The 13,682-nt window shown below is 34.5% G+C and carries 12 protein-coding genes and 1 rRNA gene; 1 reads left to right on the top strand and 12 read right to left on the bottom strand.

Annotated elements, in window-relative coordinates:
* Nucleotides 1–15 precede the first annotated feature (15 nt).
* From G7Y57_RS12660 to G7Y57_RS12685, 6 genes are all read right to left on the bottom strand, one after another.
* Entirely contained in the window at nucleotides 16–621 is a 606-nt protein-coding gene (locus tag G7Y57_RS12660; protein ID WP_165024600.1) for a DUF4827 family protein, read from the bottom strand.
* A gap of 26 nt (nucleotides 622–647) precedes the next feature.
* Nucleotides 648–1,676: a DHH family phosphoesterase gene (locus tag G7Y57_RS12665; protein ID WP_165024602.1), complete on the bottom strand. Its 1,029-nt coding sequence runs from the start codon at nucleotides 1,674–1,676 to the stop codon at nucleotides 648–650.
* A 137-nt stretch (nucleotides 1,677–1,813) separates the two neighbouring features.
* Nucleotides 1,814–3,787 (bottom strand): ComEC/Rec2 family competence protein, encoded by a 1,974-nt coding sequence (locus G7Y57_RS12670; RefSeq protein WP_165024604.1) that lies wholly within the window; start codon nucleotides 3,785–3,787, stop codon nucleotides 1,814–1,816.
* Between the two features lie 20 nt (nucleotides 3,788–3,807).
* Nucleotides 3,808–4,461, bottom strand: coding sequence for a ribulose-phosphate 3-epimerase (gene rpe, locus G7Y57_RS12675; protein ID WP_165024605.1), 654 nt, complete (start codon nucleotides 4,459–4,461; stop codon nucleotides 3,808–3,810).
* Between the two features lie 423 nt (nucleotides 4,462–4,884).
* Entirely contained in the window at nucleotides 4,885–6,027 is a 1,143-nt protein-coding gene (gene nspC, locus G7Y57_RS12680; RefSeq protein ID WP_165024608.1) for a carboxynorspermidine decarboxylase, read from the bottom strand.
* A 196-nt stretch (nucleotides 6,028–6,223) separates the two neighbouring features.
* Nucleotides 6,224–6,547: a hypothetical protein gene (locus G7Y57_RS12685; protein WP_165024610.1), complete on the bottom strand. Its 324-nt coding sequence runs from the start codon at nucleotides 6,545–6,547 to the stop codon at nucleotides 6,224–6,226.
* Between the two features lie 180 nt (nucleotides 6,548–6,727).
* Between G7Y57_RS12685 and G7Y57_RS12690 the strand changes: the two genes are divergently transcribed.
* Nucleotides 6,728–7,372: a thiamine diphosphokinase gene (locus tag G7Y57_RS12690; protein WP_165024613.1), complete on the top strand. Its 645-nt coding sequence runs from the start codon at nucleotides 6,728–6,730 to the stop codon at nucleotides 7,370–7,372.
* Between the two features lie 3 nt (nucleotides 7,373–7,375).
* Here G7Y57_RS12690 and G7Y57_RS12695 read toward each other — a convergent pair whose 3' ends face one another.
* From G7Y57_RS12695 to rrf, 6 genes are all read right to left on the bottom strand, one after another.
* On the bottom strand, nucleotides 7,376–7,801 hold the full coding sequence (locus G7Y57_RS12695) for a SufE family protein (protein ID WP_165024616.1): 426 nt from the start codon (nucleotides 7,799–7,801) through the stop codon (nucleotides 7,376–7,378).
* An 84-nt stretch (nucleotides 7,802–7,885) separates the two neighbouring features.
* A complete protein-coding gene (locus G7Y57_RS12700; RefSeq protein WP_165024618.1) occupies nucleotides 7,886–8,875 on the bottom strand; it encodes a M28 family peptidase in 990 nt (329 codons plus the stop codon).
* 73 nt (nucleotides 8,876–8,948) lie between these two features.
* A complete protein-coding gene (locus G7Y57_RS12705) occupies nucleotides 8,949–9,410 on the bottom strand; it encodes a hypothetical protein (RefSeq protein ID WP_165024621.1) in 462 nt (153 codons plus the stop codon).
* 340 nt (nucleotides 9,411–9,750) lie between these two features.
* Entirely contained in the window at nucleotides 9,751–11,709 is a 1,959-nt protein-coding gene (gene gyrB, locus G7Y57_RS12710) for a DNA topoisomerase (ATP-hydrolyzing) subunit B (RefSeq protein WP_165024623.1), read from the bottom strand.
* A gap of 803 nt (nucleotides 11,710–12,512) precedes the next feature.
* Nucleotides 12,513–13,259, bottom strand: a complete 747-nt coding sequence (locus G7Y57_RS12715; RefSeq protein ID WP_165024626.1) for a hypothetical protein — start codon at nucleotides 13,257–13,259, stop codon at nucleotides 12,513–12,515.
* A gap of 312 nt (nucleotides 13,260–13,571) precedes the next feature.
* Nucleotides 13,572–13,682 (bottom strand): 5S ribosomal RNA (gene rrf, locus G7Y57_RS12720).

The raw sequence follows: 13,682 nt of genomic DNA on the forward strand, positions 1-13,682 counted from the left end.
AGTATTATTTTTATATTAATCTGCAAATGTATATTTCAAATATCCGTAATAAATGGTAGAATAGTCATTAGTCTGTTGAGTCGATCCTTGTGAAAAAGGTACAATCATACTAACAACTGCTCCATCACGCACATATTGCAAAGGGAAAGCACAGGCAGGTGACAAAAATGTATAGAACAATATGTCTTTATATGAAGTACTATATGCAAAAGTATAACTCCCTGTATTTCCATAAGTTAAAGACAAGCCATATAAGCCATCATCAGGTCCATTATTCTTCCATACTGCTGTATCTCCTAAAAAACGCGTATCGGCATATCTCATATCAACAGAAGTTCCACCTTGGCTTCCTCCTGCTACAAATTTTTTAGCTTTTTCACCAACACCCGAATCTATCACATGAAGATATATACCGGTTTTAGGATCTTTAAAATATTCTTTTTCTTTAAATCCTCTATTTACGGGGTAATAGTCAATAACAGTGATACCTTCTTCTTTTATAAATCGCTCAATGGCTTTCTTTTCTTTGTCCAATTTCTTAGCATAAGTATCTCCGCTACAAGCAGAAATTACAATAGCTAATCCTATAAAAGCAAATATACATCCTATAATTTTTCTCATCTAAATTTCTAATATTATGTACGTTATTATTTTATCAATAAATCTTTATATTCGGGAAGCGTCTTCTCAAAAATAGCGATAGCATCTTCCAATGTTCCATAAAATTCACCACCGGATGCATTTAGATGCCCTCCTCCATTAAAACATTGAGCCGAGAATTTATTCGTTGGGAAATCCCCCTGTGAACGTAACGAAATTTTTATCATTTCATTGTCTTCCCGAAGGAAAACTGAAAAAATTATTTTCGAAATATTCAGCGGCAGATTAGCAAATCCTTCCGTATCACCTTTCTTTGCATGATATTTAGCCTGTTCTTCTTTTGTCAGCCAAATAAGAGCAGCATTATATTCAGGATATATCTTCATCTTTTCAGATAATGTATACCCAAGCATACGATAACGATCTTCTGAATAATTATGATAGACATTAGAATATATTTGGTCTTTATCTATTCCTTTTTTAAGCAATTCGCCAATAATATAATAAATTTCGGCATTATTTGAATTATAGGTAAATGCTCCTGTATCAGTCATCATACCTGTATAAATAGCTTCAGCACACTCTTTACTCATAGCTTCGAAATCTCCCATACGACAAATCAGACGGAAAATTAGTTCGCTTGTAGATGATATTTGCGGATACGAAATCGTAACATCACAAAAATCGGAAGGCTCGGGATGATGATCCACCATAATCTTCTTAGCTTTAGCTGCCTCAATAAGAGGGCCTACATTATTAGTACGCTTAGGTATATTAAAATCAAGACAAAATATCAACTGAGCTTCTTCAATAAGTTTTTGAGCATATTCGGGATATTTTTCATAAACCAATATATCTTTTGCTCCTTTTATCCAGCGTAAAAAGTCAGGGAAAACATTCGGAACTATTACTGTAACTTCGTTACCTAAATCATTTAGATAGTGATACAAACCCAATGATGAACCGATAGCATCTCCATCAGGTGAAACATGTGTTACAATTACAATTTTGTCATGCTTATCTAGTAAATCTTCAACTTGCGATATTTTACGACTGTCTATTATCTTTGAAATCATTTATTTATTCTCTCTCCTTTGAGTCTATATTAAGGTCTCAGACCTATCCTTAAGTTTATCGGTATTGTAAGTAAAAACATACTATCAGTCAATTATACAGTGATAAATAGCTAGTATGTCTATTCAGTGCAAAAATACTAAAAAATCAAACTATATGCACCATTTTGTGCCACATCATAACAAGGAATATTCAGTTTTAGGCATTCACCCTTCAATCGACTCACTGTTTTTGCTGATAATGAGGCATCTACAACAACTTCCTGCATAGAAAACAATTGAGTTAAAGAATATAAAGACAGGGAATTATCTCCTGTTAGCACCAAGCAATCGACTACAAATTTTTCGTCACTCTGTTTATCTCTCCAAATATTTTTAGATATAATCAGGAATTTAACTGTATCTATCTCTACCAACTTATATCCTCTTGCTCGATCTTCGTTTTCTATCATATAATTTTGATGCCCGATATTCCACTTTATTTCAGTTGTATTTCGTCTATTGTAAACCGTAATTGAATCGGGTTTACTACAAAGATTATCATATAGATGAATACTAAAGAATATGAGAATAGAAGATAAACCAACAAGTAACGATCTTGGCTTCTTATAGATGACAGCAAGTAAAAAACTTATTATGGTGGCGGCTATTAAAAACAGATCGAACAATGAAACATAAGCATCTTCAATCAGAGCAAAAGGCAGCTTTTCAAAAAACTCAATGACCGAAGTCATTATCCCAACCAACAGTTTCAATATATTGACCGGCAGATAGAATAAGTAAACACTCAAGCTTGGCATAATATAGCTTAATAGCTTTGCCAGAAATATTCCTGCTACCGAATAAGTGATAAGTGATACCAGTGGCACAATCAGCAGATTGCCTATAAAGAAATAAGTCGGGAATGTCCCAAAATAGTATAGACATAAAGGGAAAGTTCCCAATTGAGCAACTAAAGATAGAGTAAACATTTGCCAGAATGCACGTAAATACTTGTTTTTGACAGCTAATAAATTCGATGCCCGAGGTTGTAAATAGAGGATAGCCAGAACAGACATAAAACTCAATTGAAATCCTATATCAAAAAGGGAAAAAGGACTTATCAGCAGCATAAAAAAGGCTGTGATATAAAGTGCATTCACAGAGAAACTTTTCCGGTTGAAAACCTCCGACACACAGAAAACAGTCAACATAGCACTTGCACGAATAACTGAAGGCGGTAACCCCGTTATGAAAGCATATATCCAAAGTAAGACAATAATAATAGTGGGTTTCAACCAATAGTATTTTGAATTACGACGAATAAAACTCAACAGAAAACTTATCATCACATAGATTATTCCCACATGTAGACCACTGACAGAAAGGACATGAACCGTGCCTGTTGTTCTGAACGATTGTTTCAAATCGTCAGATAAGGCTTCCTGATATCCGATCGTTAAGGCTGAAAGAATAGCATATTCAGTATCATTGAAACCCAACGATTGATAGAATGTCAATATATGCTGACGACATCTCAATGCTTGTGTTATCACCGACGAAGAAGATCTTCCCGTTACTTGCCACGAATCGGATGGTATGTAAACAGAGCCTGCAAACCCCTTATCGTGCATATAGCTTACGTAGTCGAAATCATCGGGGTTTCCTTGATTCTTAAAAGCCTGTATCTCGCCTTTAAACAAAAATTCATCGCCGGGCATTAAATAAGTATTATATAATGTGTCACGTTGAAAATAGCAAACTATTTGCTTATCTAGATCTGGCAACTGGACTTTATATGCCACAGAACGAGGTTTCTCTTGCGGTGTATCTGTTACGATGGCTCGGTAAGTTTGCGGTTGATCAGAAAATATAAAAGACGATTCCTGCTGACGATAACCGCTAGTCGTAATCCCAATGCCAATAAGGAAAAGGCTTAAACCTGCACCAAACAGCCAACGTAATCTAAACTCTTTATCCTTGGGTATTAAATATGAAAAGAGCATAACAATCGCTCCCAAGAGGAAGAATGCTATGCTCCAATTTTGTATATTGAAATAGTATTGAAGTACAATACCACTAATCAAAGGTATTAGCAATGTCAGAAAAGGAGTTTTAGACAAAGGATTTTGCATCTCAACTCATTCTCCCTGCATCATACAATACTCTTCAACCTATGTATCATTTCTGTTGGATTAGGATCTGCAAATACTGCATTCCCAGCCACAAGTACATCGGCTCCGGCATCAACCAAACGTTTACCTGTTTCGAGATTTACACCTCCATCTACTTGTATCAGTGTCGACAGATTTCGCTTCAGAATCATTTCCTTCAAACGAGCAACTTTTTCTACAGAGCGTTCTATAAATTTCTGCCCCCCGAATCCGGGATTTACAGACATTAATAGAACCATATCTACATCCTGTAAAATATCTTCGAGCAGAGATACTGGAGTATGAGGATTTAAAGTTACACCGGCTTTCATTCCTGCATCGTGAATAGCTCCTATCGTACGGTGTAGATGAATACAGGCTTCGTAATGCACATTCATCATATATGCGCCGCAATCTTTTACCTCTTTAATATATTTATCGGGGTTAACGATCATAAGATGTACATCCAAAGGCTTCTTTGCTATCTTGCTGATTTGTTTAATAATAGGGAATCCAAAAGATATATTAGGGACAAAACTCCCATCCATTACATCGCAATGAAACCAATCCGCTTCACTGTTATTAATCATTTCTACATCTGACTGCAAGTTCAAAAAATCGGCGGAAAGCAAAGATGGTGCTATTTTATGGCTCATACGATTGAATTTTATATTGATATAAACAAAAGTACTAAAAAGACAATCAGCATAAAAACAAAAAGGTACAAAAAGCATAATGCCTTTGTACCTCATATTTTTACTTGCTGTATATTATGAAATCAATTTACACAAACCTCATTCAGCGAATTAGGTAATGATTTTTCAACATAATAAGTGCGTGAAAACAGTTTCAAAAAATCTAATGTTTTAATAGAAGGTGCGACAACCATCTTTTCTCTTTTAGTAAATATATTACTGAGTTTAGGAGTAATGTTTTTTTTCATAGGCCAATTATTATTTATGTTTCGTACTTAATTGAAACGCAAATTAAAAAAGCTTATTGCCTCCAATCTCATTTTTAACTATTTAGTATTTTTAATATAGTCCCCCCGCTTAAAAACAATAAACAGAGTTCCAGACTCAACTCATTCTGCTTTTATAATCCTGATAATCGAATTCACGATAAATATTCAATTGATTATCTTTTGTCCACAATGCGATTGCCGGATGAGAAATACCATTAAACATAGTTGTTTTCACAATAGTGTAATGAATCATATCTTCAAAAATAATTTTATCACCCACAAGCAATGGTTCATCGAACGACCACTCACCGATGAAATCACCGCTTAAGCAACTGCTTCCTCCCATTCTATAAGTTGGTAATCCTGCCACCGGTTCATGATATGCACCTCTGATCTGTGGTTTGTAAGGCATTTCCAAGCAGTCTGGCATATGACAAGCAAAAGAAACATCTAATATGGCTGTTTTTATACCTTTGTTCTCTACAACATCAACTACAGTAGATACTAAAATACCTGTTTGCCATGCAAAAGCACTACCCGGTTCCATAATAATATGGAGATGCGGATATTTTGCTTTGAAACGCTTCAAAACCTTGATCAAATGCTCTACATCATAATCGCTACGGGTCATGAGGTGACCACCACCCATATTAAACCATTTAGCCTGAGACAGTAAGTGTCCAAATTTCAGTTCAATTTGCTCTAATGTTTTCTCCAGATCGTAAGATGAAGACTCACAAAGTGTATGAAAATGCAAACCTTCTACTCCCTCGGGCAATTGGTCGCCTAACAAATCGGCTACGATACCCAAACGCGAACCGGGTGCACATGGATTATAAAGATCTGTTTCTACTTCCGAATATTCGGGATTGATACGCAAGCCAAATGATACTTTCTCATCGTACTTTTCAGCTTCCGGATAGAAACGATTAAATTGCGATAGAGAGTTAAACGTTATATGGCTGCTGTATTTCATGAAAATCGGAAAATTCTCATGAGTATATGCCGGTGAAAATGTGTGTGCACGACTTCCCATTTCTTCGTATGCCAATTGTGCCTCAAAAACAGAACTAGCTGTGGAATGGGGAATATATTCGCGTATGATCGGAAACGATTTCCACATAGCGAACGCTTTGAATGCCAAAATAATATCCACACCTGCCCTATCCTTTACAGATTTGATAAGAGAAAGATTTTTTCTTAACAATTCTTCTTCCATTACAAAGCATGGAGATGGTACTTTATTTATTTCTATCATCAGATATTCTCTTTTTTTAAGTTTAGTCGAAATTATGCTTATTTCAAAGATTATGCAAAGGTCGGAATTTTTTGTCGAATAGAATAATAAACGGTTTTCCTTTCTTATATATAGGCATTAATAAATATGAAAGAGTCTGCTTATCTCGAAGACAAACAGGCTCTTTCATATTTCGACAATCAAATTACTTAATTATTTACTCTACACCTTCTGGTTCAACCTCTACACCCTCTGCATTTGTTGTCTTTTCTGTACGGGTCTTATCTCCCCTTTTACCTTCTTTACGAGATGATCTTGATTCAGATCTTTCGCGTTTTTCAGTACTTCTTTCTTCTTTGCCTTCTTTTGAAGTCTTAGAATCCGATTTTTTCCCTTTACGACCAGATCTACTTTCTTCTTTAGAATCTCTAGTCTCGGTTTTGTTTACTTTCTTTTTACTCACACGAGTAGAATCCTGAGCATTGACAGCTAATACAGAAGTAAACAAAATACTCATTAATAAAATAACGTACTTCTTCATTTGATATATTTTTTCAAATTACAACAATCAGCATACCAACTGTTATCCAATCAATTAAAACAAATATGCTTGCCTAGGTATAAGAACAAGTGAAAGTATTTATTTGTTTTACCTAATTAAAAAAGTATAGTTTATATATTTACATCTTATAAAAATATTCTATCGACATTGATACTTAAAATGAAAAAATATACCCTTCCTGTTATAAACCAACAAATCGAAACCGTTGTACTGGCTAACGGAGAATTTCCAACCCACCCTATCGCATTATCGATACTCGAGAATAGTAAATATCTGGTTTGCTGTGACGGTGCTATCAATAATCTGTCTCATATAAATAAAATACCCGATGCCATAGTTGGAGATTGCGATTCATTGTCCAAAGAAAACCAACTCCGATTTTCAAATATTATTCATCGCATATCCGAACAAGATACGAATGATTTGACCAAAGCCGTTCACTTTTGCATCGAACAAGGTCGTAAGAAAATTACAATATTAGGGGCAACCGGCAAACGAGAAGATCATACGATAGGCAACATAAGTCTTCTTTGCGAATATATGAAGTGTGGCGATGTGGAAATGATTACAGACTATGGGGTATTTGTAGGAATAGAAACAAATTCAGCATTCGAGAGTTCTCTCAAACAACAGGTATCCTTATTTAGTATCGATCGCTGCAAAGTCACAACACATAACTTACTTTACCCTGTTACAAATCATGAATTTACAAACTGGTGGCAGGCAACCCTCAATGAAGCGACTGACAAAGAATTTTATATAGAAACAAATGGAAGAATGATTATTTACAGGGCTTTCTTATGAAAATCAGCTATTTTTAGCTTTAAATGCCATTGCGTAGAAACGCATTTGTTTAATCATTGAAACCAAACCATTCGAACGTGTGGGTGATAAGTGTTCTTTCAATCCTATCCGTTCTACAAAGTAGAGGTCTGTATTGATAATCTCGTCGGGCGTTTTATCTGATAATACTTTTATCAACAAGGCTATTATTCCTTTTACAATAACAGCATCACTTTCAGCATTGAATACAACTTTGCCATCCACGTATTCAGCATGTAGCCAAACGCGGCTCTGACAACCTTCTATCAGATTGTTTTCAACCTTATATTTCTCGTCTAATTTTTCTAGCGAATTTCCCAATTCGATCAATAGACCATAGCGGTCCATCCAATCGTCAAACATAGAAAACTCCTCTATTATTTCGTCTTGTATTTCGTTTATCGTAGCCATTTCTATTATAGTTTTATACCACTACATTAACATTTAGTAAGTAGCCGTATTTTTCGTTTATAAAATCAATAAAAATTTATAAACTTATTTTTCTTTCTCATTATATATTACTTCCAATATTGTTTGACCAACAGCTTTCAGTGTTTCTTTACTGATATTACTCATATCATCGTTTTGGGTATGCCAATGAGAAACAAATGAAGAATCTGCATTTGTATGAATAATATCTACGCTCGGAATATTCCGTTTTTGATTCACATATACATGATCATCCGTCACACCAGTACCATCTTTACTGATAAAATATGCACCATAATCAAGTTGACGAGCCGTACTCCATACCTTTTCAACTATATCCCTTGCATAATACATCGAATAAGCTTCTCTATAGAAAGTAGCATCTTTTGCACCGACCATATCCAGTAATATACCATACTTCGCCTTGTAATTTGGCACATGAGGATTCGCTCCCCAATATTGAGAACCCAGGCACCACCAATCACCGGGTTTTTCTTCGGCAAAGACTGGTGTACCATAATCTTCTGCATCAAAAAATATAATATCTATACCAATCTCGGGTGCTTGTTGCTGTATAATACGAGCAACTTCCAGTAATACACCGACTCCACTACCCGCATCATTTGCTCCAAGTACGGGTTTATGGTGATTGTCCGGATTTTCATCATGATCAGAAAATGGGCGGGTATCCCAATGAGCAAACAAAAGCACTCTGGTCTTTTTATCCAACCCATAAGAACCGATTATATTTCGAGCATTCAGTTTTGTACCATCAAAAGCCGTAACAACCATCTTTTGCTCCTTTACATCTGCACCAAAACGTTTTAATTCGCCGACAAGATAATCTCCACATGCCACATGTTCTTTTGTATTTGGAACACGGGGTCCGAAAGCTACTTGCCTATCAACAAAGTGATATGCACTGTCGCCACTAAAATCGGGCGATATCTTCTCATATACTTGCACTGTATTGGTATTAGTTGCAGTTTTATTACTACATGAGCATGCCACTAAAGAAAGTAAGAGAGCTATAAAAGAAATATTTTTAAGTGTCATTCTATTTTTATTAATATTAAGTGTCACCTATCACAAAGATAAGCAATGAAAATTATTCTTAAACATAATTATTTTATAATTCCATTAGATTAAATTTTTGTTTATGTTCCATGTAAGATTTTTTAGTTTTAACCGATAAATAGACGCAATCATCTATTTCATTATTTTGTTCGTACAAATACCAAACTAAACAATCAGGCTTCCACCAAATACAAAGACCATTATGACGCACAACCTCCTCCCATTCGGCAGCTAATATATCAGTTAAACTTTTATTATCTATCCCTAGCATACCTATATATTTGTAACCTTGTTGAGCACACTGACAATATAACATTATATTAAGAAACTCGCTAAGAGTAACCTCTTCCGAATACCATTGTTTATCACCATGAGGCTGCTGATAAACGATCGGGTCGTCTCCAAACCTATCAAAAGCCCAGATACAAACGCCTTGATTTTCTAATAAGAATACCACTTTCTCTTCGGATAAATAAAGCTGATCGGGTAATGCGAATTCATTAAATGAAGTCATCAAAAGTTCATTCTTTCCTGCATAAAGGTATAAGTCCTTCAATACAGGGGGTAAATTATTACCTAATACCTATTCAGCGTGAGCTATTTCTTCCGGCGAATAAATATCTTCAACCGATACCGAACCAATTAAACGTTCGATAGTATTTTTTATACTTTGTGATAAAACCATATTATTCATTTCATTAAAATACAAAGAGTATCAAAAGTAACACTTCAAAGTTCTTTTTTTTTATTTATACATATTCTTATTGCTATCAATAGAATAAGCCTCTAAAAAAAATAGGACTACAAATCAAATATGTAATCCCATTTTATATCATATAAAACTGATAATTTCTTTAAGCATCAATCTTAGCATAAGTAGCATTTTGTTCGATGAACTCACGACGTGGAGCCACTTCTTCGCCCATCAGCATAGAGAAAATATGATCAGCTTCTGCTGCATTCTCAATCGTTACCTGACGAAGTGTTCTGTGCTCAGGATTCATTGTTGTATCCCAAAGTTGTGAAGCATTCATCTCTCCCAAACCTTTATATCGCTGAGTATGGATTGCGTTTTCGTCACCGTCACCGTATTTATCAATAAATGCACGACGTTGGCGATCATCCCAACAATACTCTTCCACTTTTCCTTTCTTACATAAATAAAGCGGAGGAGTAGCTATATAAATATAGCCTCTTTCTAGTAAAGCTTTCATGTGACGGAAGAAGAATGTAAGAATCAGTGTTGCGATATGGCTACCGTCCACGTCAGCATCGGTCATGATAACCACCTTTTGGTAACGAAGTTTTTGCATATTCAATTCCTTCGAATCTTCTTCTGTACCAATGGTCAAACCTAATGCAGTATAAATATTCTTGATTTCTTCGCTTTCCAATACTTTATGTTGCATTGCTTTTTCCACATTCAGAATCTTACCTCTCAATGGCAAAATAGCCTGAAATCCACGGTCACGTCCTTGTTTAGCCGTACCACCCGCAGAATCCCCTTCGACAAGAAATATTTCACATATCTCAGGATTTTTACTTGAGCAGTCTGCCAATTTACCCGGAAGACCACCACCCGAAAGAGGTGACTTACGTTGTACCATTTCACGAGCTTTACGCGCTGCTGCACGGGCTGTAGCTGCAAGGATAACCTTCTCTACAATTATTTTAGCTTCCTTAGGATGTTCTTCAAGATAATAACCCAGAGCTTCACCAACTGCTTGGTCTACTGCTCCCATTACCTCATTATTACCTAATTTAGTTTTTGTTTGTCCTTCAAACTGAGGTTCTGCAACTTTAATAGAGACAACAGCTGTTAGCCCTTCGCGAAAGTCATCGCCACTAATTTCAATTTTCAGTTTTTCCAACATCTTAGTATCATCAGCATACTTTTTCAAAGTACGAGATAATCCTCTGCGGAAACCAGTAAGGTGGGTACCACCTTCTATTGTATGAATATTATTTACGTATGAATATACATTCTCATTATAAGATGTATTATATGTCATTGCAACTTCTACAGGAACACCTTGCTTTTCTGTTACAATATGTATAACATCTTCAATTAAGGCTTCTTTAGCAGCATCAATGTAACGAACAAATTCCTCTAATCCTCTTTCTGAATAAAAAATATCTGAACGGAATGAACCATCCTCTTTTTTATTACGAAGATCTGTCAAAGATAATTTCACACCAGCATTCAAAAATGACAATTCTCTCAAACGCGATGCTAGCGTATCATATTTATATTCTGTTGTAATAAAGATTGAATCATCAGGTCTGAAAGTAATAAAAGTACCATTATCGGTAGACTCTCCAATCACTTTTAATTCCGTCGTTGGTATTCCACATGAAAACTCCATCATATAGATCTTTCCATCACGGTGTACTTCAGCACGGAAATATTTCGATAATGCATTCACACAAGATACCCCAACTCCATGGAGACCTCCTGAAACCTTATACGTTCCTTTGTCAAATTTACCTCCGGCATGCAATACCGTCAATACAACCTCAAGAGCAGATTTCTTCTCTTTAGCCATCATATCCACAGGGATACCACGACCGTTATCTTTTACTGTAACTGAATTATCTTCGTTAATAAAAACTTGTATATCGGAACAGAATCCGGCCAAAGCTTCATCAATAGAGTTATCGACTACTTCATAAACAAGATGATGCAAGCCTTTCTCACCAATATCACCAATATACATAGCCGGTCTTTTTCTTACAGCTTCTAAACCTTCCAGAACTTGGATATTATCGGCAGAATAAGAACCATCATTTATTATTTCCTTCTTTTCAGTCATAAATTATGTCATTTACATGCCAACAACCGACGTTGATCGTTGCATAGATTTTTCTAATAAAACCTAACAAAGATACGAAATTTATCTCATTTTAAGAAGAAAAAGCAGCAGCACTTTCAGATTTTACTTATAGGTTTTTCCAATTTCAGAACAAACAACAACTCTTTATATTTTTTTCTTAAATATATAATTATATTTAAGTTGAATAGTATAATAATCTGAATAAAAATTAAAGTATAAAGAAGAGATTATTCCCAATCAAAAATTCGACATACCAATATATCCACTAGTATTATAAGGTAAGAGACAAATCAAATACTGCAAAGCATTCAGAAGCAGAAAGAGTTTTTTTTAAAAAAAAGAATGGGCAAGAACTCCTTCTGATAGAAAATAAGTCCCATCGCACTAGAAATTATATTTTATCATTTTTCCAAATATGCTTAATCCCATATATCATTGAATCTCCTCTACGAATTTTCCCATTAGCATAATTCTTTCAGACCATTCTTTAAGGCTGTATTTCCACACTAATCAACTCGCTTTCGCCAGTCGAAACCCTTTTTTCATTGCGTCATATCCCGTCTTTTACTTTTGACAGAAATAGTTACATAGCCACTTTTTCTTAAAAGTCAAAATATTGTTTTATCATGCTAGTATTTTTATGTTTCATAAGACCATCAATAATGATGTATTAAAAATCGGATAATGTCCATCACTAAAAAGCATTGATAGCATAATTAAGAATATTCTCTGAATTATAAACTATTGTTTTTATTCAGATTTTAGCAATATCTATAATTATTCTAGATATAAAAATTATTATCAATAATTCGTTTAATCAACCCTCTCTTTTTATAATTCTTGTGTTGATAAAAAGCACATTTAGATGTCACTCTTAATAGATTGTGATTCCTCATATATGAGTCTACCCTTTTTTCAAAGAGCTCCCCTCCATATTTAGGATATCTTTCTGATAACAAATTAGTCTCATGATATATTGCATTTTTAAAATCAGTTGTTCTAACCATATAACATTGATCAGAGAAACCATAACCTACATATATTTCATCTGTTTCTTTTATAGATTCTCTCCTTACTCCATTATGATCATTTTCCCAAACAGGATTAGAAACAAAATAGTCATTTGACTCGGTTAATAACTTAATACTCTTTTCCACCCAATTATTATTCTCTTTTATCAATGAATCGCCAGAAAAATGTAAAAGAAGATCTGTTTCACATAAAAAAATACTAGTTAACTCGGCTATAGAATAGTAGTAACCTCCTTTAAAATCATCTTTTGAAATTTGAAAGAATGATAAGACTTCTTTTGCATACTTGTCAACAATTACGTATCTATCAATTACACCCTGATCAATTTTTTTTTGAGCATACATTTCGACTCTTGAAAGATCATTGACATTATTAATGAATAAAACTCTTTCATCAAAATTATAATTACAATTATCAATCATCTTTTCCAAATATCCTTCTTTTAGGAGATACATCCAATCATGTTCCCAACATTTTGTTTCAAAAGTTATACTCATAAATATTTAATATAATAAAAGTTAAAATAACTCCATATAAACCGACACAAATATACAACAAAAAAAGAGTAGTTGAGTTCACAAATGAACCATTTACTATAATCTATTAGTTAACAATTAATTAAATTTAGAAAAATATCTGCAAGTCGGTTTTTCTCATCTCTTACCGAAAATATATATTGTATTTTTTCTTATTAATGTTTCGTATGTAATAAGTATTGTTTTCGTGTTTCGTGAGTAGTGTATGTAGTATATGTAGTATCTACCAAAATAAGCGCCTGTAGTATTTCTACTACAGGCGCTCTTGCTTAAAGACGGCGGTAACCTACTCTCCCACATAATTGCAGTACCATCGGCACGATTGGGCTTAACTTCTCTGTTCGGAATGGGAAGAGGTGGAGCCCCAATGTTATAACCACCTTA

It is taken from the genome of Dysgonomonas sp. ZJ279 (assembly GCF_011039205.1).
In the GTDB taxonomy this organism is placed as follows: Bacteria; Bacteroidota; Bacteroidia; order Bacteroidales; family Dysgonomonadaceae; genus Dysgonomonas.